The following is a 22390-nucleotide window of genomic DNA, read 5'->3' as shown; positions in this document are numbered from 1 at the left end:
ATTAGCCTCCAATCATTTTTTTTATGGCGTTGAGCTTCATTAAAGCTTCAATCGGTGTTAAAGTATTGATATCTATTTTCGTCAGTTCTTCACGAATATTCTCCAGAACAGGGTCATCCAACTGGAAGAATGAAAGCTGCATGTTTTCCTCAGTTACCCTCTTGATGCTCTCTGAAGTACCTCCATTACCCTGAGTTCTGCTGGCTTCAAGTGTTTTAAGAATTTCATTCGCTCTGTTAACTACTTTGGCAGGCATACCCGCCAGTTTTGCCACATGAATACCGAAACTGTGCTCACTTCCTCCCGGAACCAGCTTTCTCAGGAAGATGATATTTCCTTTGTTTTCCTGGATAGAAACGTGGAAATTTTTCACTCTTTCGAAATTCACAGTCATTTCATTCAGTTCATGATAATGTGTTGCAAATAAAGTCTTTGCCTGCGTTGGATGCTGATGAAGGTATTCTGCAATCGCCCATGCAATGGAAACCCCGTCATAAGTGGAAGTTCCACGCCCGATTTCATCCAATAAAATAAGGCTTCGCTCGGAGATATTATTCAGAATATTCGCAGCTTCATTCATTTCTACCATAAAAGTAGATTCACCCGCAGAAATATTATCGGTAGCTCCTACTCTTGTAAAAATCTTATCCAGCATCCCAATTTCAGCATATTTTGCCGGTACAAAACTTCCGATCTGTGCCAGAAGGCATACAATCGCTGTCTGGCGTAGAATTGCTGACTTACCGGCCATATTTGGTCCCGTTACCATAATGATCTGCTGGGAATCCTTATCCAGGAAGATATCATTCGGAATGTATTTTTCACCTAAGGGAAGTGCGTTTTCTATGATCGGATGCCTTGCTTCTTTCAGATCGATTGCATAGCCATCATTCAGCACAGGCTTTGTATAGCTTTCAGAAACAGCCAGTTCAGACAATCCTGATGCCACATCAAGCTGAGCAATAATGTTGGAGTTCCCCTGGATCTGATCAATATAAACCATGGTTTCTCCACATACATTTCTGTACAGTGAAGCTTCGAGAACGCCTATTTTTTCTTCGGCTCCCAGAATCTGGTTTTCGTATTCCTTCAATTCTTCGGTGATATATCTTTCAGCATTCACCAGGGTTTGCTTTCTCACCCAGTCATCTGGAACTTTATCTTTATGAGTATTCCGAACTTCAATATAATATCCGAAAACGTTGTTAAAATCAATTTTAAGGCTGGTAATTCCTGTCCTTTCAATTTCCCTCTGGCACATTTCATCCAGGAAGCCACGGCCTTTACTCTGAAGGTTTCTCAATCTGTCCAGCTCTTCAGACACGCCTTCTTTGATGATATTTCCTTTCGCTATACTTACCGGAAGCTCTTCATTAAGATGATTCTGCAGGAATTTAATCAATTCTTCAAGGTCAAACAGAGGTTCTAACCATGCCAGTACACCTGCATGAGGGTGCAATAACGCTTTGATTTTATGGATATTAATCAAACTTTGCCGTAAATACCCAAGTTCTTTCGGAGAAATTTTTTCTGCCGCCAGTTTTCCCATCAGCCTGTCCAGATCCGAAATCGATTTCAGAAGCTGACAGATCTCATATTTCAGATGATCATTTTCATTTAAAAAATCAATCAGGGAAAGTCTTCTCATGATCTCATCCACAGATTTTAAAGGAAGAATAATTCTTCTTCTCAAAAGCCTTCCGCCCATTGGCGTAGACGTTTTATCAATAATATCCAATAATGATTTCCCCTGTGGATTGCTTGGATACACGATTTCCAGGTTTCTCAGGGTAAAATTATCCATCATCAGGTAATCTTCCTGAGGAATGATCTGAAGTTTAGTAATATGGGAAAGCAGGTTGTGATGGGTATCTTCCACGAGATAGGCAAAAATAGCACCAGCTGCCGTAATCGCTAACGGAAGGTTTTCTACCCCAAAACCTTTTAGGGAATTGGTTTTAAAGTGATTCGTTAATTTTTCGTAGGCAAAATTATATTGGAAGGCCCAGTCCTCAAGCTTAAAAGCATTTTTATTTTTGATCTGTTCCGGAATCTGTGTGCTTCTCTGGAAGATAATCTCACTCGGATCAAAAGTATTGACGATATGCAACAGCTTTTCCAGGGCTCCTTCACTTACCAGAAACTCTCCTGTAGAGATATCTACTAAAGCAATTCCGTATTTCTCTTTTTCTTTATGTAATGAAAGAAGAAAATTATTCTTTTTTGAATTTAATACCTGGTCATTGAAAGTAACGCCGGGAGTAACAAGCTCTGTTACACCTCTTTTTACAATTCCTTTCACCATTTTAGGATCCTCCAGCTGATCACAGATCGCCACACGCATTCCTGCCCTCACCAGTTTGGGAAGGTAAGAATCTATGGAATGATGCGGGAAACCTGCCAGCTCCACACTTCCTTCGCCGTTATTTCTTTTGGTAAGAACAATGCCCAGGATCTGGGATGTTTTCACTGCATCCTGCCCGAAAGTTTCATAAAAGTCCCCTACCCTGAAAAGCAAAAGCGCATCCGGATATTTACCCTTGATGGTATTGTACTGCGTCATTAGCGGGGTTTCTTTCTTTGATTTTGCCATAGTAAAAAATGAGCCCCAAATTTAAAAAAATAAATTCAGGGTAAGAGAATTGTTTAAGGGTTAATCTTCCCTGTTTTTCTTAATCAGTAATTAATCGTATTTTCACCGTCAAATCACATTATTTATGGAATTTCCTGTTTTAGAGACAGAAAGACTTATCTTGCGACAGCTTACTTTCAATGACATCCAGGACCTTTTCGAGTATTTTTCTCTGGATGAAGTCATGGAATATTATGATCTGGACACTTTCAAAACGCCTGATGATTCACGCCGCATTATTGAACATTTTAACAGTGAGTTTGAAAAAGGAAAAGGATTCAGGTGGGCTCTGGAGCTGAAATCCAGTGGAAAAGTCATTGGTACATGCGGCTATCACAATTGGTACAGGGAGCATTTCAGGGCAGAGGTCGGCTATGAGCTTAATCCAAAATTCTGGCAGCAGTCCTATATGAAAGAAGCTCTTCTTCCCATTCTGACCTATGGATTTGAAACGATGAGACTTCACCGTGTAGACGCATTCATTGATCCGTCCAATATTTCTTCTGACAGACTGTTGTCTTCTTTAAATTTCAGTAAAGAAGGAACGTTGAAAGATTATTTTTTTGAAAAAGGAAAATTCGTTGATGCAACGATCTTTGGGCTGATTAATAAATAAGCTGAAAGCACGAAGCTGGGAGATGGAAGTTTCAATTGGTCATTTAGGTAATCATTATCCTTTGAATAAAAATGAAAACCATTAATACTAAGCTGCAAAGAGTCTTCCAGCTTCCCGCCTCCTTCACCAGCCTTTCTTATTTTCCTGTTTTCATATATTTCTCCAAAGCTTCGGAACTTTTTTTATAGGCCCATTTCTGCTTGTAATTTACCCATTTGGCTTTGAAAAGTTTTCGCATCAGCTTGTCTGTGTATCTCATAATGAAAACATGATACAGCATATTGGCAAAAACGTTTGGCTTATTCGGAAGTGCTCTTAAAGAAAGAGAAAAACCAGGCTCAAGGTATCTGTTGAAATGCCAGAACGCCCCCGGAATAAAAAGAGCATCACCATGTTCCATGAAAATCTCATATCCTTTGGCATATTTCAACGCGGGGAACTTTTCATAATCCGGGTTTTCATAATCAAGTTCGTAAATAGTATGAACAGATAAGGGAACTTTATATAAAAACGGGGACTGTTTCTGATCAAAAAGCAGGATTCTTTTCTTTCCTTCAAAGTGAATATGCATAAAATCACCCAGATCTACATCATAATGCATTAAAACATGGGCTTCGCTTCCTCCGAAAAATAAAGTTGGAAGTCTTTTAAAAAACTTCATCCCAAGATCCGGATATGTGAAATTTTTCAGCAGCTCGGGAAGCCTGTCAGTAATGATATAGAAAAAGATACGAAGGTCTGAAGGTTTGCTTTTTATGGTATCAATATATTCCTTCATGCTCATATGAGTGACCGGAGCATCAGAACTTTTAGAGGCATCGGCAGGTTTATTATCATACAACGGAACTTCCTGATCACCTGCTTTTTCTCTGATATATGCCAGATTCCATTTGTCAAAGGCATCCCAGCGGCTGGCAAAATTTTTAATCAAAAGAGGCTTCTGCTTTTTGAAATAATTCTTCTGAAAATCTTCTTTACTGATATCAGTTACAATATCTACGTTTTCGAGGATCATGTACTTTGTATTTAATGCGAAATAAAAATAGTGTTTTTTTGAAACCTGAGAAAATTAAGATTAGGAGAGAAGATGGAAGATGGATGCAGGAAGTTTCTATTTGCCCGCAAACCTCTGTACATCATTTCATAAAAAGATTTTACGGAAAACTCAAACCTCCTCTTCGGCTTCAAGAAGATCCTTCTTCCAGCTTCAGACTTCCTTACTTTATTGGCAGAGCTCGGATGAAAAATTTATATTTGTGGTAATAAGTAAATTTATGAGAGTCTATAATACCAAACATTTCCTTAAAATCCTTTTCAGCCTGCACAAAAGCGATACCCTGAAAATTCTTTTCCCGAGTATGCTTCTTGTAGGATTGTACTCATGGGGAATTCAGTATCTGGAGGTAGAATATCTCCATCTTACTTCAAAATCAGGAATCAGCAATGTGGGGATGATTCACTCTCTGCTGGGCTTTGTTCTTTCTCTTTTGCTGGTTTTCAGAACAAATACGGCTTATGACAGATGGTGGGAAGGCAGAAAACTTTGGGGTAAACTGGTCAATGATACCAGAAATTTTGCAATAAAAATCAATACCATTCTTGGTGATAACCGTCAGGATGCTGAGCAGATTGCAAGATATCTGAAATTCTTTCCTCACTTTTTAGCCAAACACCTTTCCAAGGAATCTACAAGACTTGCCCTGAACGAAGATTATTCTGAAATTGAAAGCTCTTTAAAAAATCATGGCCCGAGTGAAATGATTATTCTGTTAAGCCATAAATTAAATCAATTAAAAAAAGAAGGGAAAATATCTGATGTTGAAATGCTGTATCTGGATACCCAGCTTTCAGGGTTTCTGGATGTATGCGGAGGCTGTGAGCGAATCAAAAACACCCCGATTCCTTATTCCTACTCTTCTTTCATCAAGAAATTTATTATCCTGTACGTTTTTGCCCTGCCCATTGCTTACGTGATCACCATTGGTCTTTTCATGATTCCGCTTACCGTTTTCGTATATTATGTATTGATGAGTCTTGAACTCATTGCTGAAGAAATTGAAGATCCTTTCAATAATGATGAAAATGATATTCCTATGGAAACATTAGCTCAGAATATTGAGAAGAATGTGCATCAGATTATGATCAGAAAATAAAGAAATCAAGCTTTTAAAGCTTGATTTCTTTCAGTTCGCCGTCCTGCTTTATTTCTACAAATTTGCTTTCCCTGTTGGCTGCAGAATATCCGTAGAAAAATGTACTGTATATCGGGGTTGAATACAGATAGGCTCCGTAGCCGTTATAAGCATCTGAAGTTCCTGTCTGTTGCTGGTAACTTGCTGTTGCTGTAAAATTGACGATGGTTTCAAGATAATATTTCCCCGGCTTCAGCTTTTCGAATTTAAACCTTCCGTGATCATCTGTTAAAGCTTCTACTCTGTATTTAAAAGCTTCTTCAGACATATATACCGTAGTTTTTTTATTTTCATACTTCCTTCTCATGTCGTAAAATTCCTGAAAATAAGGCGTTACGGGAAAAAGCATAACAACAGTTCCTTTGGGTGCATAATGCTTTTCTCCAAGCAACGGCTTAATACCCCAGTTGTTTTTTTGTTTTGTGGAAGCCACACCTTCAATGGTAGAATTCCCAAACCCAAGCATTTCCCTTGCCAGTTTTTTATCAAAAAAAGCCTGAGGATAATAGGTGTTTTGTGCTTCCAGGTAAATAAATCCCCACATTAATATGAATAAGGTGAATAATTTTTTCATAGTATATTTTTGAGTCAAATATAAGTATTTTACTATTTTTGAAATAAAAATAGCTATGAAGTACATGTTTCTATTATTTTTTTCCGCTTCTGCCCTCATTATGGCACAGAAACCCTGCGGATATAAAGACGGATTGCAGGAGGGATCCTGTAAAGAATTTTATGAAAACGGACAGGTCAAAAATGTAGTGGAATGGAAAAAAGGAAAACTGGACGGCGATGCTGTTTTTTATTATGATAATGGAAAAATACAGTCCAAAGGCGAATACAAAAAAGGATTCAAGGTAAAAGAATGGTCCTATTTCGACAAAAATGGCGTTCTCACATCTAAAGAAGCTTTCAGGAATGGAGAAAAGAATATTTATGATAACAGCCTTACCGCTACTTTTTATTCTCCTGCCGGTAAAATAACTGAAATTTCGAATTATAAATTCAATAAATTACAGGGAGAAAGCAAAACCTTTCATGAAGACGGAAAATCAATAAAAGACATTGGCCAGTATGACAACGGTCTTGCTACTGGAAAATGGAAAGTATTCTACCCGTCAGGGAAATTACAGCGTGAAACTGAATTTGCCGATGACAAAAGAAATGGCACCCGGGTTCATTACCGTGAAGACGGAAGCATAGAAAAGACAGAGGTCTACAAAGACGGAAAATTAATCTCAACAAAATAATACAATTGGTACAGAAACTAAAACTGGAAGAACTTAACAGAATAGATGTAGAAACATTTAAGAAGGTTGAAAAAATTCCGTTGGTCATCATTTTAGATAATATCAGAAGTATGCACAATGTAGGTGCAGCCTTCAGAACGGCAGATGCATTTTTAATTGAAAAAATAATCCTTTGCGGAATTACGCCGCAGCCGCCCCACCGCGAGATCCATAAAGCAGCATTAGGCGCTACTGAAAGTGTAGACTGGTCTCACGAAACAGATACCAATACCGCTATTGCCGATCTGAAAAGCAATGGCTACGAAATCATTGGAATTGAGCAGACTACCGGCAGCCAGCTTATTACTGATTTTACAATTGACAGGTCAAAAAAATATGCCTTGATTTTAGGAAATGAAGTAGAGGGAATCAGTGATGATGTTCTTCCTAATATTGATGTGTTTTTAGAGATTCCCCAGCTTGGAACGAAGCATTCTCTTAATGTAAGTGTATGCGGCGGAATTGTAATGTGGGAATTTGCAAAAGCTTTAAAATAAAAAAACTGCATATGTCCTTAGTAGACAGTGCAGTTTGAAATAAATCTAATAAAAAGTAAAAATGAAAGGCGACAAAGGTACTTTATTTTTCTTTACAAACAAATTTTGACGGCACTTTTTTTGTTTCATCTTAAAAAAAGTCGGGTTTTCAGAAAAAGTTTCATTTAATTTTTTATAAATTAGCACAATGTTTATCAAGGACTATATCTCAAAAGACTTTCCGTGTTTTAGCCTGTCTGACTCCATAGAGTCGGCCAGAAATATATTGGAAGATTTTGGATATTCCCATGTTTTCATCAAAAAATCCCACCACTTCTATGGTGCTATTGCCATGGACTTTCTGTATGAGGAGGAAGGGGGAACACTGAAAGATCTGGAACATCAGATAGAGCGTTTTGCCATTCTGGAGGACAGCAATATCATGGATAGTATCCGCCTGTTTTATACATTCAGTTCCAATGTAATTCCGGTGATCAATAAAAATGAAAAATACCTGGGATATATTACCTGTGAAGATGTTTTTCAGGACCTTTCCCGTTATCCTCTGTTTTCGGAAACAGGAGCCATTCTTACCGTAGAAACTCCCGCCAGAAAATATTCTATGACGGAAATCACCAATATCGTGGAAAGCAACAACTCGAAGTTTTACGGTGGGTTTATAAGCTTTATGTCTGAAGAAGTGGTCCAGATCACCATAAAGATCAGCAATGAAAACCTGGCCTCGATAGACGCTACTTTTGACCGGTACGATTACAGAATTGTTGAAAAATACTATTCTGATGAGAAATCCGATCTGTTTAAAGACCGATTCGGGTTTTTACAAAAATTCATAGAAATATAACATGAAGGCAGCCATATATTCTCAGAAAAAAGATCTTGATACTTTTTTATATTTAAGCAAGTTTATCTCTGAACTTGAAGCAAGAGGTGTAAAATCTGTTCTGTATGATGAAATGGCTGAGGCTCTTCAGTTTTCAAAAATATTCGAAACTTTTAACTGCAAACAGGATCTTCTGGACAAGGAAGTGGATCTGTTCTTCACTTTCGGTGGTGACGGAACCATTGTAAACTCTTTAACCTTTATTGAAGATCTTGAAATTCCGGTAGTGGGAGTAAATACAGGACGTCTTGGTTTTTTAGCCTTTTTCACTAAAGAAGAAGTATTTAAAGAGCTGGATTCCATCTTAAAAGGAGATGTAAAAACAAGCCGCCGTTCGGTAATAGAAGTTGTTTCTCCCAAGCTTGAAGGGTCTTTTCCCTATGCATTGAACGACGTTACCGTTTCCCGAAAAGAAACCACATCCATGATCACTGTAGATTCGTACATCAACGATGAATTTCTGAATGTATTCTGGGGTGACGGCGTGATCATTTCAACACCTACAGGCTCTACCGCCTACTCTCTGAGCTGCGGCGGACCAATTATCTCTCCTAACAACGAAAACTTTGTCATTACTCCTATTGCACCTCACAATCTGAATGTGAGGCCTCTGGTTGTAAATGATAAGGTAGAAATAAAATTCAGGGTGGAAAGCCGGGTGCCTCAGTACTCACTTTCCTTGGACTCCCGACTGATCCATATAGAAACGGATAAAGAAATCATTATCAAAAAAGCAAAATTCCAGCTTCTTCTGGTACAGCCCAACAGTTTAAGTTTCTACGAAACCATCCGTCAGAAGCTACTTTGGGGAAGAGATAAAAGAAATTAGCAATTTCTTAAAAATGATTACCTTTACACGAAATTAAAAACACCTAATAAATTTATACTAAAAAGTAAAACATGAGCAGAATTTTTCCGGCAGGAGTTGCCACAGGTCAGTTAGTTACTGATATCTTTCAGTATGCTAAAGAAAACAAATTTGCATTACCTGCAGTAAACGTAATTGGATCAAGCAACATAAACGCTACGATGGAAACTGCAGCGAAATTAAACGCTCCTGTCATTATTCAGTTTTCAAATGGTGGAGCTTCTTTCAACGCAGGAAAAGGATTAAGCAATGACGGGCAGAAGTCTGCTATCCTAGGAGCTATCGCTGGAGCAAAACATATTCATACGCTTGCGGAAGCTTACGGAGCAACTGTAATTCTACACACAGACCACTGTGCAAAAAAATTACTTCCTTGGATTGACGGCTTGATGGATGCTAATGAAGAATTCTTCAAGCAGACAGGAAAATCCCTTTATTCTTCCCACATGTTAGACCTTTCTGAAGAGCCTTTAGAAGAAAATCTTGAAATTTCTGCTAAATATTTTGAAAGAATGGCTAAGCTACAGATGACTCTTGAGGTAGAAATCGGAGTTACCGGAGGTGAAGAAGACGGTGTTGACAACTCAGACGTTGATAACTCAAAATTATATACTCAGCCTGAAGACGTAGCTTATACGTACGAAAAATTAAAAGCTATTTCTGATAACTTTACAATTGCTGCTGCTTTCGGTAACGTACACGGAGTTTACAAGCCAGGAAACGTAGTTCTTACGCCAAAAATCCTTGACAATTCCCAGAAATATGTTCAGGAAAAATTCGGAACGGCTGCTAAACCGATCAACTTCGTATTCCACGGAGGTTCAGGATCTACTTTAGAAGAGATCAGAGAAGCTATCGATTACGGAGTAATCAAAATGAACATTGATACTGACCTTCAGTTTGCATACACAGAAGGAATCAGAGATTATATGATCAACAATATTGAATATTTAAGAGCTCAGATCGGAAACCCTGAAGGAGAAGAGAAACCTAACAAAAAATTCTATGATCCAAGAGTTTGGGTAAGAAAAGGTGAAGATACATTCTCTGCAAGATTGGTGAAAGCATTTGAAGATTTAAATAACGTAAATACTTTAAAATAAGAACTGTACAATTGTATCAATGTAAAAATATTCATACGAAATAGATTTACATTGGTACATTTTACATTTATACATTAATACAAACAAAAATGGCATTCGACTGGTTTAAAAGAAAAGCAAAAAACATTACCACTTCTACTGATGAGAAAAAGGACGTTCCCAAAGGCCTGTGGCATCAGACTCCATCCGGAAAAGTAGTGGAACATGATGAACTAAAGAGAAATAACTACGTTTCTCCTGAAGACGGATTTCATGTGAGAATAGGAAGTGCAGAATTTTTTGACATCCTTTTTGACGGTGGTAAATTTACCGAACTGGATGCCAATGTTGAGAGTATTGATATCTTAAACTTCAAAGATACAAAGCCTTACAAAGACCGTCTGAAAGAGGTGAAAGCTAAAACAAAGCTTACAGATTCTATCAGAAACGCAGTAGGAACTGTAAAAGGAACTGAAATGGTAGTTTCGTGTATGGATTTTGCTTTCATCGGTGGATCTTTGGGTTCTGTAATGGGAGAAAAGATCAGAAGAGCAGTAGATTACTGTATCGCACACAAACTTCCGTATATGATTATCTGTCAGTCCGGAGGAGCAAGAATGCAGGAAGCCACTTACTCTCTGATGCAATTGGCAAAGGTTCAGGCTAAATTAGCTCAGCTTTCTGAAGCAGGACTTTTATACATCGCTTACCTTTGTGACCCTACATTCGGAGGAATCACAGCTTCCTTCGCTATGACTGCTGATATTATTATGGCAGAGCCTGGAGCGCTGATCGGCTTCGCAGGACCAAGAGTAATCCGTGAAACGATTGGTAGAGACTTACCGGAAGGATTCCAGACATCAGAATTCTTGCAGGAAAAAGGATTTGTAGATTTCATCGTAAAAAGAACTGAAATTCAGGATACGGTTGCCAAAACAGTTAATTTATTAGCTGTAAAAGCATAGTATCTGTAACAAAAACAATACAATCTCTCTCTAATTAGGGAGAGATTTTTATTTATGAGGACTTTTAAGATATTTTTCAATACCATCAGGAGTATGAGTTTTAAAAAGATTATGCGTCTTTTATCACTTATCCTTCCCCATCCTCTTTTCGCTTTACTAAGTTTTTATGCAACAGTAAAAGCATTCACCATTGCACAGAAAAAATTCCCTGAAACAGCTTCCAATAACGGGATTGGAAATGCTTTCAGGCATGCTCTCTGGTGCTGCTTCATTATGATGTACTGCTGTAAGATTTCTTCCCCTAAAAAAGCGCTCGATTTTTGTAAAAGGATCACAGACATGCATGAAGAGCTGTTCCCGAATGAACCCCTGGAAACCAAAATGGATCTTCATAACAACAAAATCGGAATGGATTATTTCATGGAACTTTTACCGGGAATTCACCGCCAGTTTTTTGAAAAAAGCTTCTTTGTAGACGCATTAATCAAAAAAATGGATGATGCTAAAGTTCTTAAAAAACTAGATGACAATTTTGAGGGGAATCTTGTTTATCTGGAAGAATAACTGTTTAAACCTTCATTATTTTGAAACATTAAGATTGATTTAAGGCTTTAAGAGTATGAAGATAAGTTTCGCTTTAAGCTTAAAAGAGTGATACATCTTAACTAAGCTTTATTTCTTCAGTTCTTCTTAATGGTAAAATATTGAGAATTTTTTATAATCTAACATCAGAAGCTGTCATTAGTTTACTTTCAAACCATAATAACAAAAGACTTTAGTTATTTTTGTGGTTTAAAGTATTTTTGATAAGTTTAAACAATTAAATCAATCAGATGGTCCTCAGCAGAATTTGGTCGGCTTTCATTATCATTGCCATTGCCATTGCCAGTATAAAATACGTTTCGTCAGGTAATTACAAAACCATTTTCAATGATATGGTGGTAGGAAAAGGTGGTGATACAGTGAAGATTGCCTCCCAGCCTATGAACAGCCTCTCCCCTGTTGTAAGAGACAGCCTGATGAAAAAAAATGATTTTGCAGACAGCAGAATTCACTACAAAACGGATTCTTTGAAGCAAAATGTTCATGTTTACCGCGTTCAGGAATCAGACGGAGTGATCGGTACTTCAGAAACCGCAGTTAAAATCTGCCTTGGACTTATCGGGATTATGACTCTGTTTATGGGATTCATGAGTATTGCAGAAAAAGCAGGAGGCATCAACCTTTTAAGCCGCCTGATACAGCCGTTTTTCTCAAGACTTTTTCCTGATATCCCTAAAAACCATCCTGCATTCGGGCACATGCTGATGAATTTCAGTGCCAATCTTCTGGGATTGGATAATGCTGCGACTCCTTTTGGTTTAAAAGCAATGGAAAGTCTTCAGACTTTAAACCCCAATAAAGATACAGCCAGCAATTCACAGATTATGTTCCTGTGTCTCCATGCCGGTGGTATGACTTTGATTCCTGTATCGATTATTGCGATCAGAGCCTCAATGGGCTCCAAAATGCCTACAGATATTTTCCTGCCTTGTATGATTGCCACTTTTGCGGCTACACTGGCAGCAATGATTATCGTTTCTTTATACCAGAAAATCAACCTTCTCCGTCCGGTAGTGATTGCTTATGTAGGAGGAATTTCAGCCGTTATCGCTTTATTGGTTTTGTACCTGGTTCAATTGAGTAAAGATGAACTGGATGATTTCAGCAAAGTATTGAGCAATGGTCTGATTCTCTTTATCTTCCTGGCAATTGTGCTTGGGGCTGTTTATAAAAAAATCAACGTTTTTGATGCCTTTATTGAAGGAGCAAAAGAAGGTTTTACAACCTGTGTTAAGATTATTCCCTACCTTGTCGGAATGCTGATTGCCATTTCATTATTAAGGACTTCAGGTGTTTTCGATGTGATCATTGATGGAATGAAGTGGGTGGCTAATACAGCCAATATGGACCCTAGATTTGTGGATGGGCTTCCTACCGCCTTAATCAAACCGTTATCCGGCTCCGGAGCCAGAGGAATGATGGTAGATACAATGACAACATTTGGGGCAGACAGTTTCCAGGGTAAATTGGCCGCTGTGCTTCAGGGAAGCTCAGATACGACTTTTTACGTGATCGCGGTATATTTTGGAGCCGTAGCTGTTAGAAACACGAGATACACGGTAATTGCCATGCTTCTGGCCGATCTGGTAGGTATCATCACTTCTATTGCGTTGGCTTATTTATTTTTCGCATAATGAAAAGTTGCTGGTCAGATCGTTGCTGTTTTTTTTACCGTTAAAAATGTATTGATGAGTTACGAAAAACTTGATATCTATAATATTGCTTTTGAGCTGTTTATTGAAACACATAAGTTATCACTCCAACTGCCAAACTATGAATTACATGAATTGGGTAGCCAATTGCGACGATCTGCAGACTCCGTTGTCACAAATATTGCTTGAAGGCTATGGAAGAAACAATTACAAAGGTGACTTCATAAGGTTTCTTACCTATTCTCAAGCAAGTTGTGATGAAACTGTTTGTCACTTATCAAAAATCAACAGGCTTTATCCGGAATTAAGCTTAAGCTTCAAAGAAAAAACGGAACAATATAAACTCTTAGAAGGAAAAATCAATAACTTTATAAAATACGTCCAGTTAAACTGGCGTACATAACCCAAACCAGCAACCGCAACCAACAACCAGCAACCAACAACCAGCAACCAGCAACTGCAACTAACAACCAGCAACAAAACTACCCATTATGATTACAGATAAAGAATTTACATTAAGGCTCATCCGCCAGTTAACCCAGGCATTGGAAAAACTGATTCTGGACAAACCCGAAGAAAGTTTAATGCAGAAAGAGCTGGATTTTGACACTTTAATGAGGGATATTTTTAAGATGAATTTCACGGAAGTTTCCTCAATGACTAAAGAAGAAATGATTGCCCTGGTCAATGAAAGACAGGAAAGGGACCGCAAAGATTATTATGAAATGCTTGGAAATCTTTTTTACTTTAACAGCAGACATGATCAGAACAAAGATTTTCAGGATAAAGCAAAAACATTCTATGAGCTGTATCTTCAGACCAGCGGTATTTTTGCCCTTCCGGTGATCAACAGAATCAACGAATTAAAAAAAGCACTTGGATAAAGTGCTTTTGTATTTTATATTTTAGAAAGTAATTTTATAAGTTCCTGTTGATGAAGTATTGGCTTTCTCAGCCTTTACATATTTCTTAACCCAGGCCACAGATGTAGATGACACACAAGGATCTGAAATACCTCCTGATCTTCTTGCAGACACCACATTTCCTGCTTTATCTACAGTATAGGAAATCGTAATCGATCCGCTTGCCGTACAGCTGTGAGAGGGCTGTGCTCCCCCTCTTCCCATTGTTCCCGGAATATAACCTACAAGCTTTCTATCAATTCCAACCTTACTATCACCGTTTCCGTCACCACCTAAAGGATCTCCTGCATTTCCGATACCATCACCAGTTCCCTGGCTTCCGGCTTTAGTTCCTCTTCCTTTGATCAGGTTTCCTATGGCTGCAGTTCCTTTTCCGTCCCCATTTCCTGTTTTTGAATTGGCTGTGGCAGCGCCTGATTTTTTGGTGTTTTTAGAGGCACTTGTACTGGTTGCTTCTTTTTTCTCAGCTTTTTTTGATTCTTCTTTCTTAGCAACTGCTGTTTTTGAGTTATTACCCGTGATTACCTTTTCCTTCACTTCTGTTTTCTTAGGTTCAGGAGTAGGTAAAGGCTCTGGCTTTACAACAGTTTTTGTCTCCGGAACCGGTGTTTCTGCAGGTTCAGGCGTCACTTCTTCTGTGGCGGCGGCAAGGCTTCCAGGCTGCTCAGCAGGTTCCTCAACTCCTTTTCCGTTCCTGTTGTCTCCAAAGTTCACCAGCATTGTAGTTACTACCTCCGGGTCTTTATCCAGTTCGGGTTTTAGTTTATATAAAAAAACAAAAAGCAGAATAGCAGCCCAGATCAGAATAGAAAGCAGTGCGCTTTTTACCCTGTCTTTATTTTCTTCGTTTCTGTTTGCTGTATAGCTTCTCATCTTAAAAAGTAATTCTTTCCGGAAATCCGGCTCTGTTATTTATCTTTAACGGTTGCAATCGCAATGTTAAATTTATGTTTTTCAGCAATTTCCATTACAAAAACAACATCTTTATGCAATGTGTTTTCGTCAGCTCTGATTGTAAACGATTTATTGGTCTGCCCCGCTAATTTATCTACAATAATTTTCTCAAGTTCACCTTTATTGGCAGGATTATCATCCACAAAAAATGAACCGTCCGGTTTGATACTAACAGTTAAAGGATTAGGTATATTATCGTCCACTGCTCCGGCTTTCGGCAGATTCACATCAATAGCACTCTGGTTGGCTGCTGAAGAGGTGATCATAAAGAAAATCAGCATCAACAGGATAACATCTGTCATCGCTGCTAAACTGAATTCCGGATTCGCTTTATTTCTTCTTTGAATTTTCATCGTAAGAAAATTATAAAGGTTTATTGATAAGGTCTAAAAATTCCCCTGACATGTTCTGAGCCTTCAGTACAAATTTATCAATCCTTGTCAAAAGGATATTGTAGCAGAAGTTGGCCGGAATTGCTACTGCCAGACCTACAGCGGTTTGCCCTAAAGCGGTATAAATACCTTCTGAAAGCGTTTTCGGAGAGAAAGACCCTGTGGCATGGGATAAATTAAAGAAAGCAATAATCATCCCTATTACTGTACCTAAAAGCCCCAGCATTGGTGCAATACTTGGTACTACAGCCAACAGGTTCAGGTTTTTTTCCATATTGGCAACTTCTACCTGCGCCTGTGCTTCCATGGCACTTACAATATCTGAAACAGGACGCCCCAATCTTGAAATTCCTTTTTCTAAAATTCTTCCTTCCGGAGAATTCTGGGTTTTGCAGTAATCTGCTGCTGCCTCTATTTTTCCAGCCTTGATGAAGTCTTCAATATTGTTCATGAAGTTGGAATCTGTTTTTGAAGTCAGTCTTTTGATAAAGAAAAATCTTTCAAAAAACAGATACAGAGAAAACACTCCCAAAAGTAATACAGTGACCATCACTATTTTAGCGAAAGCCCCTCCATGGAACATGATCTTCCAGAATGAGAACTCTAAATTGTCTGTAGCAACAGCGGGTGTAGCGATTTGTGCAAATAAAATCTGAGAAAGTTCCGTTAACAGCATTAAATGTGAATTTATTAAAGTTTCAACGACAAATGTAGTAGAATATTATGAATTGAACTCTTAAAAATTGCTTAAAAACAACTTAAAATTTGTTACAGTTCTACAAACAGCAAATTTCTTTCCAAAAAATAATTCTGAAAAGAAATTCGGTATTAAAAAGGATAGAGTTTCGGGTTAGTCCTCGTCTACCTCAATATCATCCTGCTTGAATTCGCATTTTAATCTAAAAGGAATCGGGGTATCAGATCCGGTATAGAAATCATCAATGGTTCCTTTCCAGATAACCTGAAGCTCCCCTTCTTCATTTTTTTCAAAAAGAAGCTCATTGTCATAGATATAGGCATCTTCGTCATCGAAAAGGTCTACTTCAGTATAGGTCTCTTCATCAGAGTCATTGATGGTAATGGTTTTTCCTTCTATTTCCGCAGAGTCGATAGGGAAATCGAAAATTTCAAGTGAAAGCTGCGGAAAGTTGTACTGCAGTGAATCATCATCTACGTGATCCAAACTGTCATCCGTAATCACTTCAACCTCTAAAAAGTGTTGCTGGTTGCTGTAAACGGCTTTACAATAAGTATTTCTGATATTGTATTTTAGCGTTTCTTCCGGATGGTAAATTTTTAAAATCCCTTTCATTTTTTCTTAAAAAAGAACTGTAATAATATGATTGTTAAACGTTTTAGACAAAGATAGAAAATTGATTCAAAGTTAAAAGGATTTTGAAAATAATTTTTTAAAATCAATGCATACCATAAGCCTGAATATCCCAATAATACTTACTTTTGTTTTCATAAAGATTCTGAAAATGAAAAACATTTTATCAAAAGGTATTCTAGGACTAGGGCTGATGATAGGTCTTGCTTCCTGCAAAAAATCGGATTCTCCCCTTACAAAAGTGACTCCCAGCAATCTGGACTCTATTGCTTCCAACTATTATGAGCAGTATCTTAAGCTATATCCGATGGACGCTACCGCACAGGGAGATACAAGATATAATGACCAGCTTCCTATTAATATCGATAAAGATTTTATCTCAGGAGAAATAGCATTCTACAACTCCGTCCAGAAACAGCTGGAACATGTAGATTACAAAACCCTTTCTGATGAAGATAAAGTGGTATATGATGTATTGGATTACACTTTAAAAGACAAGATTGAGGCCTATGCCTATCATCCGGAATATATACCTTTTACCCAGTTTGGTGGACTTCCGCTTACTTTTCCTTTGTATGGAAGCGGACAGGGTAACCAGCCTTTTAAAACAGAAAAAGATTACAGTGACTGGCTGAAAAGAATGGAAAAATTCCCGGAATGGATGGATGCTGCTGCAGACAATTTCCGTGAAGGGATGACTAATAAAATGGTTCTTCCTAAAAAGCTGGTTGTTAAAATGATTCCTCAGATGAAAGCCGAGGAAATCACAACTTCTGACATGGAAAAGAATATTTTCTACGGCCCGATCAGAAATTTTCCTAAAAATTTCTCCCAGGCTCAGAAAGATAAATTTTCAGCACTTTACAAAGATGCCATTGCGAAAAAGATTATCCCGGCCTATATTAAAATGGGAACTTTCCTGGAAAAAGAATATCTTCCAAAAGCAAGAGATACAGATGGATACAACAGTCTTCCTAACGGTAATGAAATTTACAGCTATTATGTAAAAAGCTGGACCACTACCAAAAAATCTCCTGAAGAGATCAATAAGATCGGATTACAGCAGGTAGCTATGCTTCGTGCGGAAATGGAAAAAGTAAAACAGCAGGTAGGTTTTACCGGAACTCTGGAAGAATTCATCACCTTTGTAAAAACGGATCCAAAGGCGATGCCTTATAAGACTTCCAAGGAAGTTTTACATGCATTTAATGGCATTTTAACGAAAATCACTCCGAAGCTGAAAACGATGTTTAACGTAACACCAAAAACAAAGTTTGAAATCAGACAGACAGAAAAGTTCAGAGAAGCAAGTGCCAGCGCAGAATATATGCCAGGAACTCCGGATGGTAAAAGACCGGGTATATTTTATGTTCCGCTTCCGGATCCTTCCCAATTCAATGTTACTTCGGGAATGGAGTCTCTTTTCCTTCACGAGGCCATCCCAGGGCATCACTATCAGATGTCTCTTCAGCAGGAAAATACAAAGCTTCCTAAATTCATGAGATTCGGTTGGTTTGGAGCTTATGGTGAAGGATGGGCACATTATTGTGAAACATTAGGCCCTGAGTTCGGCTTGTACACAGATCCTTACCAGAAAATGGGGTATTTAAGCGATCAGATGCTGAGAGCGGTAAGACTTGTTGTAGATACAGGGCTTCATACCGGAAAAATGTCAAGAGAAGAAGCGATCAAATATTTCTTAAGCAACATTTCATATGACGAAGGATCTGCCACTGCAGAAGTTGAGAGGTATATGGCAATGCCGGGGCAGGCCTTAGGCTACAAAATAGGCTCTTTAAGAATCCGTGACCTGAGAGAAAAATACCAGAAAGAACTTGGGAACAAATTCAATCTGGCAAGCTTCCATGATGAAGTTCTGAGCCAGGGATGCCTTCCTCTGGATGTCCTGAACAGGAAAATGGAGCTTTGGGCTCAAAAGCAAAAATAGTTTCAATGAAACTATTTTTATTTTTTTCAGGTATTTTACTGATGGTTTTGAGTTGCCAAAAGGAACTGAATTTCGAAAATTTTACTGTGGACACCAACCTGCCTGATAATGATGCTATTATACTTCTCTCTAAATATCCGGAACTGAAGCTTTACAATAGTGAAATTGTTGAAAGCAAAACAAGAACAGCCCATATTATTCAGTCTGCAAGTTATTCGGATGGCTTTCGTAAAGGAACGTTTTTATTCGATGATTATAAATGCAAAGCTCAATATCAGAACGATACTCTTACCATAAAATTGAATAACAATAACGGATATTTTGGCAACGGAATTTTGATTAAAGTTTTTAAAAATCAGTTTTACATCAAAGATATTGACCCCAAAACCTTAAAAGGCGAAGAAAAATTCATAAAATCTAAAGTTTTTAGCCAAAAACTGACTCTAAACAGTAACAAATTCAACAAAAATGATAGCATTTATGGTTTTATAGATTATAAATGCAGTATTGATAGTTTAGTTGATAAACACTTTAAAGGATATTTTAAAACCATAATACAATAATTGATATGATCACAGAAAGCCTCAGATCTCTTTACAGCAGAGATTTAAATAAACTAAAAACAGAGATAGAAGCCTATCGGAACGAAGAAAACCTTTGGAAAACAGATAGAAACATCGCCAATTCTGCGGGTAATCTGACACTTCATCTTGTTGGAAATCTCAATCATTTTCTGGGAACACACCTTGGAAACACAGGATACGTCAGGCAGCGTGATCTGGAATTTTCCTTAAAAGATATCCCGAAGGCGGAACTTATTGAAAAGGTTACAGCCACTGCAGCAATGATAGATTCAACGCTTTCCCAATTGTCTGATGAGGATCTGAAAAAAGAATACCCATTGGTTGTTTTTGAGAATGCCATGACAACCGATTATTTTCTGATCCATCTGCTTGCCCATCTGGATTATCATCTGGGGCAGATCAATTATCACAGGAGGTTATTGGATTATTAATCATTCTTTGGCACCATAAAAAATAAACGCAATGATCACTTTCTAATCATTGCGTTTTCTTTTAGTTCGAAAGTACGTTTCACTCAGCAAAGAAACAATTGTCCTTTGCCTTTGCAAACCTTGTCAATAAAAATTATTGTAAAGCCTTTGCGATCATTGTGTTAAAATACAGCGATTTATTTTTCAAATAACATTTTAGTAATAAAATCCTTCTCTCCTTTACCTCTTGCCGGAGAATACTCTCTTCCATAGAAAATGATCTGAAGATGGAGCTTATTCCACACTTCTTCCGGAAATAATTTCTTAGCGTCACGTTCTGTCTCTACAACGTTTTTTCCTGATGTAAGCTTCCACTGTGTCATCAGGCGGTGAATATGGGTATCTACCGGAAAAGCAGGAAATCCGAATCCCTGGCTCATTACTACTGAAGCTGTTTTGTGCCCTACGCCCGGAAGGGCTTCCAATTCTTCATAAGTCTGTGGAACGATACCATTATGGCGCTCCAGCAGAAGTTCTGCCATTCTTTTAAGGTTTTTGGCTTTGGTATTGGATAGTCCTATTTCTTTAATTAATTCCTTGATTTCAAACTCTTCCAGCTTGGCCATTCTTTGCGGAGTTCCTGCCACGGCGAAAAGGTCAGGTGTCACCTCGTTTACTTTTTTATCTGTGGTCTGTGCGGAAAGCGCTACGGCCACCATTAATGTATAAGGATCAGTATGATCCAGCGGAATAGGTGTTGTGGGATATAATTTGTCCAATTCTCTCTGAACGATCTCAGCCCTTTGTTTTTTTGTCATGTAACCCTTAAATTTGAACAAAATTAAATCATTATGCTGAAAGTTGGAGATAAATTACCTGAATTTGAAGGAATCAATCAAGACGGAGAAACGGTAACCTCATCAAAGTTAATCGGAAAAAAACTGGTAGTTTTCTTCTATCCGCAAGCGAATACACCCACCTGTACGGTAGAAGCCTGCAATCTGAGTGATAATTATTCCAGGCTTAAAAAAGCGGGGTTCCAGCTATTGGGAGTAAGTGGTGATTCTGTAAAAAAACAGAAAAATTTCCACAGCAAATTCGCTTTCCCTTATGATCTTATTGCGGATGAAAACCGTGATATCATTGGAAAATTCGGGGTATGGCAGGAGAAAAAAACGTTTGGAAAAACCTATATGGGAATTGTAAGAACTACTTTTATTTTTGACGAAAATGGCGTTTGCACAAGAGTGATTGAAAAAGTAACGTCAAAGACTGCTGCTGAGCAGATTCTTGAAGGATAGTTTTTAAATACAAATAGCATTTATACTTTCACCAATAGCACAGATTTTGCGCTTTACTACTGGTGAAAGTATTTTTATAGCAGTTTATTCTGTCTCATAATAGTTGAGCTCTTCGGTTTCCCCGGGCAGTATGACGTTTTTTTTAAACCTCAGTCCCAGCTTTTCAATGAGCTTTTGGGAAGAAATATTATCCTTTGAAATAATCGCGGATATTTTTGTTAATCCGAACTCATCCATCACTATGGATTTAACTTTCTGAGCGCCTTCAAAAGCATAGCCTTTCCCTTCAAATTCTTCCAACAGAGAATATCCTATATCTACAATATCCAAGCCTTCCCTTTCAAAGATTCCTACTGCTCCTATTTTTTCATTTCCTTCTTTGGTCACTAAAAGATAATTTCCAAATCCCAGTCTTTCAATCTGTGGGGCAAATCTGTTCAGGATGTAATTTTCAGCGTCTTCAATGGAATTAACATTGCGGTTACCGATATGCTGAATGAATTTAGGCCTGTTGTAAAGCTCAAAGATAAAATCCTTGTCTTCACGGGACATAGGGCGAAGGATTAATCGCTCAGTCTCATAGGTATTATCTGCGCTTGGATGTTTTTTTAGGCTCATCTTTCTTTGGTTCTTCTTTTTTTTCGATTTTTAAAAGTCTCGGGTTATTAGCACATTTTTTATTGTAAAGCTCAATATAGGTTCCATTATCTTTTACATTACTTACGGCACCTGTAGATTTGCTTACCGTTACTGTATAATGTGTTTTCTGATAAGGACATTCCTTTGAGGTTAGCTTTCCAAGATCCAGATAGTAATTCGACTGATCTTCATGGTAATTACCTGCAAGGTCCTTAAACTCTTCATCTACCATGTATCCGTCTGCTGCTAATATAACTGCTGCTTCCTGGGCATTATCAATTCTGTCTACAAACTTTTTTAATCCTTCGGCATCGGTAACATAGCTTACCTTATTTCCTTCTGAATAGGCAATGTAATAAAAACTGTCTTCACTGGGAAAAAGATTGAATCCTGAGAACTGAGGAGTATAATTTACCTTACCCGAAGTCTTTATTTCCTCTCCTTTCCCGTAGCTGTTGTATACCAACACCCAGGAATCTACCCTGCTGCCTGGATTGATCTGCTGCAAAATAGCAGGAATGCTCGAAAATTTTTTCTTCTCCTGAGCGTATATTGAGATTCCCAAAAGCAGGAATGTAAGAATTGTAAATCGGGTTGCAGTTTTAATCATAGTTTAAAAATCAGCAGAAAATA

At 38.0% G+C, this 22390-nt stretch carries 27 protein-coding genes; 17 read left to right on the top strand and 10 right to left on the bottom strand.

The annotated features are described in order from the left end of the window. Position 1: 1 nt before the first annotated feature. Positions 2 to 2593 carry a DNA mismatch repair protein MutS gene (mutS, locus tag ACR1PO_RS09615; RefSeq protein WP_433986620.1) on the bottom strand — a complete coding sequence of 864 codons (2592 nt, stop codon included), beginning with the start codon at positions 2591 to 2593 and terminating at the stop codon, positions 2 to 4. A gap of 124 nt (positions 2594 to 2717) precedes the next feature. Here mutS and ACR1PO_RS09610 point away from each other — a divergent pair, with 124 nt between their 5' ends. Continuing rightward, on the top strand, positions 2718 to 3248 hold the full coding sequence (locus ACR1PO_RS09610; protein ID WP_332388716.1) for a GNAT family N-acetyltransferase: 531 nt from the start codon (positions 2718 to 2720) through the stop codon (positions 3246 to 3248). 136 nt (positions 3249 to 3384) lie between these two features. On the opposite strand, the gene ACR1PO_RS09605 is transcribed toward ACR1PO_RS09610, so the two are convergent. Then, complete coding sequence (locus ACR1PO_RS09605; RefSeq protein ID WP_332388717.1) at positions 3385 to 4263, bottom strand: cupin-like domain-containing protein; 879 nt, start codon at positions 4261 to 4263, stop codon at positions 3385 to 3387. A gap of 259 nt (positions 4264 to 4522) precedes the next feature. On the opposite strand from ACR1PO_RS09605, the gene ACR1PO_RS09600 reads away from it, so the two are divergent. Continuing rightward, the gene (locus ACR1PO_RS09600) at positions 4523 to 5401 is read left to right on the top strand and encodes a bestrophin family protein (RefSeq protein WP_433986619.1); all 879 of its coding nucleotides are present in this window, start codon (positions 4523 to 4525) and stop codon (positions 5399 to 5401) included. Between the two features lie 13 nt (positions 5402 to 5414). Here ACR1PO_RS09600 and ACR1PO_RS09595 read toward each other — a convergent pair whose 3' ends face one another. Beyond that, on the bottom strand, positions 5415 to 6014 hold the full coding sequence (locus ACR1PO_RS09595) for a hypothetical protein (RefSeq protein WP_041462008.1): 600 nt from the start codon (positions 6012 to 6014) through the stop codon (positions 5415 to 5417). Positions 6015 to 6078: 64 nt separating this feature from the next. Here ACR1PO_RS09595 and ACR1PO_RS09590 point away from each other — a divergent pair, with 64 nt between their 5' ends. The 11 genes from ACR1PO_RS09590 to ACR1PO_RS09540 all read left to right on the top strand — a co-directional run bounded on the left by ACR1PO_RS09590 (position 6079) and on the right by ACR1PO_RS09540 (position 14160). Further along, positions 6079 to 6690, top strand: a complete 612-nt coding sequence (locus tag ACR1PO_RS09590) for a toxin-antitoxin system YwqK family antitoxin (protein WP_433986618.1) — start codon at positions 6079 to 6081, stop codon at positions 6688 to 6690. 5 nt (positions 6691 to 6695) lie between these two features. Further along, entirely contained in the window at positions 6696 to 7226 is a 531-nt protein-coding gene (locus ACR1PO_RS09585) for an RNA methyltransferase (protein ID WP_332388720.1), read from the top strand. Positions 7227 to 7413: 187 nt separating this feature from the next. Further along, positions 7414 to 8067, top strand: a complete 654-nt coding sequence (locus tag ACR1PO_RS09580; protein ID WP_332388721.1) for a CBS domain-containing protein — start codon at positions 7414 to 7416, stop codon at positions 8065 to 8067. Between the two features lies 1 nt (position 8068). Next, a complete protein-coding gene (locus ACR1PO_RS09575) occupies positions 8069 to 8935 on the top strand; it encodes an NAD kinase (RefSeq protein ID WP_374463186.1) in 867 nt (288 codons plus the stop codon). A gap of 71 nt (positions 8936 to 9006) precedes the next feature. Next, complete coding sequence (gene fbaA / locus ACR1PO_RS09570; RefSeq protein WP_332388722.1) at positions 9007 to 10077, top strand: class II fructose-bisphosphate aldolase; 1071 nt, start codon at positions 9007 to 9009, stop codon at positions 10075 to 10077. 89 nt (positions 10078 to 10166) lie between these two features. Beyond that, positions 10167 to 11021 carry an acetyl-CoA carboxylase, carboxyltransferase subunit beta gene (gene accD / locus ACR1PO_RS09565; RefSeq protein ID WP_002982142.1) on the top strand — a complete coding sequence of 285 codons (855 nt, stop codon included), beginning with the start codon at positions 10167 to 10169 and terminating at the stop codon, positions 11019 to 11021. A 54-nt stretch (positions 11022 to 11075) separates the two neighbouring features. Then, the gene (locus ACR1PO_RS09560; protein ID WP_433986617.1) at positions 11076 to 11585 is read left to right on the top strand and encodes a DUF6973 domain-containing protein; all 510 of its coding nucleotides are present in this window, start codon (positions 11076 to 11078) and stop codon (positions 11583 to 11585) included. A 269-nt stretch (positions 11586 to 11854) separates the two neighbouring features. Continuing rightward, positions 11855 to 13258: a nucleoside recognition domain-containing protein gene (locus ACR1PO_RS09555; RefSeq protein ID WP_433986616.1), complete on the top strand. Its 1404-nt coding sequence runs from the start codon at positions 11855 to 11857 to the stop codon at positions 13256 to 13258. A gap of 54 nt (positions 13259 to 13312) precedes the next feature. After that, positions 13313 to 13465 (top strand): four helix bundle protein, encoded by a 153-nt coding sequence (locus tag ACR1PO_RS09550; RefSeq protein ID WP_433986615.1) that lies wholly within the window; start codon positions 13313 to 13315, stop codon positions 13463 to 13465. Continuing rightward, positions 13398 to 13679, top strand: a complete 282-nt coding sequence (locus ACR1PO_RS09545) for a four helix bundle protein (protein ID WP_433986614.1) — start codon at positions 13398 to 13400, stop codon at positions 13677 to 13679. The genes ACR1PO_RS09550 and ACR1PO_RS09545 overlap by 68 nt, the downstream gene beginning before the upstream one ends. Before the next feature lie 88 nt (positions 13680 to 13767). Next, positions 13768 to 14160, top strand: coding sequence for a hypothetical protein (locus tag ACR1PO_RS09540; protein WP_332388725.1), 393 nt, complete (start codon positions 13768 to 13770; stop codon positions 14158 to 14160). A 21-nt stretch (positions 14161 to 14181) separates the two neighbouring features. Here the strand turns inward: ACR1PO_RS09540 and ACR1PO_RS09535 are convergent, their stop codons facing one another. The 4 genes from ACR1PO_RS09535 to ACR1PO_RS09520 form a co-directional block, all read right to left on the bottom strand. Further along, a complete protein-coding gene (locus tag ACR1PO_RS09535; RefSeq protein ID WP_433986613.1) occupies positions 14182 to 15072 on the bottom strand; it encodes a ferric siderophore ABC transporter substrate-binding protein in 891 nt (296 codons plus the stop codon). 35 nt (positions 15073 to 15107) lie between these two features. Continuing rightward, a complete protein-coding gene (locus ACR1PO_RS09530) occupies positions 15108 to 15506 on the bottom strand; it encodes an ExbD/TolR family protein (protein WP_002982137.1) in 399 nt (132 codons plus the stop codon). A 10-nt stretch (positions 15507 to 15516) separates the two neighbouring features. Beyond that, a complete protein-coding gene (locus tag ACR1PO_RS09525; protein ID WP_374463194.1) occupies positions 15517 to 16221 on the bottom strand; it encodes a MotA/TolQ/ExbB proton channel family protein in 705 nt (234 codons plus the stop codon). Positions 16222 to 16395: 174 nt separating this feature from the next. Then, positions 16396 to 16857: a hypothetical protein gene (locus ACR1PO_RS09520; RefSeq protein WP_002982135.1), complete on the bottom strand. Its 462-nt coding sequence runs from the start codon at positions 16855 to 16857 to the stop codon at positions 16396 to 16398. Between the two features lie 169 nt (positions 16858 to 17026). On the opposite strand from ACR1PO_RS09520, the gene ACR1PO_RS09515 reads away from it, so the two are divergent. The 3 genes from ACR1PO_RS09515 to ACR1PO_RS09505 are packed head-to-tail and all read left to right on the top strand — an operon-like array spanning position 17027 to position 19838. Continuing rightward, positions 17027 to 18823 (top strand): DUF885 domain-containing protein, encoded by a 1797-nt coding sequence (locus tag ACR1PO_RS09515; RefSeq protein ID WP_332388727.1) that lies wholly within the window; start codon positions 17027 to 17029, stop codon positions 18821 to 18823. 5 nt (positions 18824 to 18828) lie between these two features. Next, the gene (locus ACR1PO_RS09510; protein WP_433986612.1) at positions 18829 to 19386 is read left to right on the top strand and encodes a hypothetical protein; all 558 of its coding nucleotides are present in this window, start codon (positions 18829 to 18831) and stop codon (positions 19384 to 19386) included. A 5-nt stretch (positions 19387 to 19391) separates the two neighbouring features. Further along, positions 19392 to 19838 (top strand): DinB family protein, encoded by a 447-nt coding sequence (locus tag ACR1PO_RS09505; RefSeq protein ID WP_433986611.1) that lies wholly within the window; start codon positions 19392 to 19394, stop codon positions 19836 to 19838. A 176-nt stretch (positions 19839 to 20014) separates the two neighbouring features. Here the strand turns inward: ACR1PO_RS09505 and ACR1PO_RS09500 are convergent, their stop codons facing one another. Further along, the gene (locus tag ACR1PO_RS09500) at positions 20015 to 20635 is read right to left on the bottom strand and encodes an endonuclease III domain-containing protein (RefSeq protein WP_332388729.1); all 621 of its coding nucleotides are present in this window, start codon (positions 20633 to 20635) and stop codon (positions 20015 to 20017) included. Positions 20636 to 20668: 33 nt separating this feature from the next. On the opposite strand from ACR1PO_RS09500, the gene bcp reads away from it, so the two are divergent. After that, positions 20669 to 21118 (top strand): thioredoxin-dependent thiol peroxidase, encoded by a 450-nt coding sequence (bcp, locus tag ACR1PO_RS09495; protein ID WP_433986610.1) that lies wholly within the window; start codon positions 20669 to 20671, stop codon positions 21116 to 21118. A gap of 84 nt (positions 21119 to 21202) precedes the next feature. Here the strand turns inward: bcp and ACR1PO_RS09490 are convergent, their stop codons facing one another. Beyond that, a complete protein-coding gene (locus ACR1PO_RS09490; protein WP_433986609.1) occupies positions 21203 to 21736 on the bottom strand; it encodes a GNAT family N-acetyltransferase in 534 nt (177 codons plus the stop codon). Continuing rightward, a complete protein-coding gene (locus tag ACR1PO_RS09485; RefSeq protein WP_433986608.1) occupies positions 21705 to 22367 on the bottom strand; it encodes a hypothetical protein in 663 nt (220 codons plus the stop codon). The genes ACR1PO_RS09490 and ACR1PO_RS09485 overlap by 32 nt, the downstream gene beginning before the upstream one ends. Between the last annotated feature and the right edge of the window lie 23 nt (positions 22368 to 22390).

It is taken from the genome of Chryseobacterium amylolyticum, assembly GCF_051011775.1.
Taxonomy (GTDB): domain Bacteria; phylum Bacteroidota; class Bacteroidia; order Flavobacteriales; family Weeksellaceae; genus Chryseobacterium.
The sequence above is the reverse complement of the archived record's forward strand: the minus strand, read 5'-3'. Positions and strand labels throughout refer to the sequence as shown.

Coding starts and splice junctions, on each gene's coding strand:
- mutS (WP_433986620.1), bottom strand. CDS start 2,593: ATGGCAAAATCAAAGAAAGAAACCCCGCTAATGACGCAGTACAATACC.
- ACR1PO_RS09610 (WP_332388716.1), top strand. CDS start 2,718: ATGGAATTTCCTGTTTTAGAGACAGAAAGACTTATCTTGCGACAGCTT.
- ACR1PO_RS09605 (WP_332388717.1), bottom strand. CDS start 4,263: ATGATCCTCGAAAACGTAGATATTGTAACTGATATCAGTAAAGAAGAT.
- ACR1PO_RS09600 (WP_433986619.1), top strand. CDS start 4,523: ATGAGAGTCTATAATACCAAACATTTCCTTAAAATCCTTTTCAGCCTG.
- ACR1PO_RS09595 (WP_041462008.1), bottom strand. CDS start 6,014: ATGAAAAAATTATTCACCTTATTCATATTAATGTGGGGATTTATTTAC.
- ACR1PO_RS09590 (WP_433986618.1), top strand. CDS start 6,079: ATGTTTCTATTATTTTTTTCCGCTTCTGCCCTCATTATGGCACAGAAA.
- ACR1PO_RS09580 (WP_332388721.1), top strand. CDS start 7,414: ATGTTTATCAAGGACTATATCTCAAAAGACTTTCCGTGTTTTAGCCTG.
- ACR1PO_RS09575 (WP_374463186.1), top strand. CDS start 8,069: ATGAAGGCAGCCATATATTCTCAGAAAAAAGATCTTGATACTTTTTTA.
- fbaA (WP_332388722.1), top strand. CDS start 9,007: ATGAGCAGAATTTTTCCGGCAGGAGTTGCCACAGGTCAGTTAGTTACT.
- accD (WP_002982142.1), top strand. CDS start 10,167: ATGGCATTCGACTGGTTTAAAAGAAAAGCAAAAAACATTACCACTTCT.
- ACR1PO_RS09560 (WP_433986617.1), top strand. CDS start 11,076: ATGAGGACTTTTAAGATATTTTTCAATACCATCAGGAGTATGAGTTTT.
- ACR1PO_RS09555 (WP_433986616.1), top strand. CDS start 11,855: ATGGTCCTCAGCAGAATTTGGTCGGCTTTCATTATCATTGCCATTGCC.
- ACR1PO_RS09550 (WP_433986615.1), top strand. CDS start 13,313: ATGAGTTACGAAAAACTTGATATCTATAATATTGCTTTTGAGCTGTTT.
- ACR1PO_RS09545 (WP_433986614.1), top strand. CDS start 13,398: ATGAATTACATGAATTGGGTAGCCAATTGCGACGATCTGCAGACTCCG.
- ACR1PO_RS09540 (WP_332388725.1), top strand. CDS start 13,768: ATGATTACAGATAAAGAATTTACATTAAGGCTCATCCGCCAGTTAACC.
- ACR1PO_RS09535 (WP_433986613.1), bottom strand. CDS start 15,072: ATGAGAAGCTATACAGCAAACAGAAACGAAGAAAATAAAGACAGGGTA.
- ACR1PO_RS09530 (WP_002982137.1), bottom strand. CDS start 15,506: ATGAAAATTCAAAGAAGAAATAAAGCGAATCCGGAATTCAGTTTAGCA.
- ACR1PO_RS09525 (WP_374463194.1), bottom strand. CDS start 16,221: ATGCTGTTAACGGAACTTTCTCAGATTTTATTTGCACAAATCGCTACA.
- ACR1PO_RS09520 (WP_002982135.1), bottom strand. CDS start 16,857: ATGAAAGGGATTTTAAAAATTTACCATCCGGAAGAAACGCTAAAATAC.
- ACR1PO_RS09515 (WP_332388727.1), top strand. CDS start 17,027: ATGAAAAACATTTTATCAAAAGGTATTCTAGGACTAGGGCTGATGATA.
- ACR1PO_RS09510 (WP_433986612.1), top strand. CDS start 18,829: ATGAAACTATTTTTATTTTTTTCAGGTATTTTACTGATGGTTTTGAGT.
- ACR1PO_RS09505 (WP_433986611.1), top strand. CDS start 19,392: ATGATCACAGAAAGCCTCAGATCTCTTTACAGCAGAGATTTAAATAAA.
- ACR1PO_RS09500 (WP_332388729.1), bottom strand. CDS start 20,635: ATGACAAAAAAACAAAGGGCTGAGATCGTTCAGAGAGAATTGGACAAA.
- bcp (WP_433986610.1), top strand. CDS start 20,669: ATGCTGAAAGTTGGAGATAAATTACCTGAATTTGAAGGAATCAATCAA.
- ACR1PO_RS09490 (WP_433986609.1), bottom strand. CDS start 21,736: ATGAGCCTAAAAAAACATCCAAGCGCAGATAATACCTATGAGACTGAG.
- ACR1PO_RS09485 (WP_433986608.1), bottom strand. CDS start 22,367: ATGATTAAAACTGCAACCCGATTTACAATTCTTACATTCCTGCTTTTG.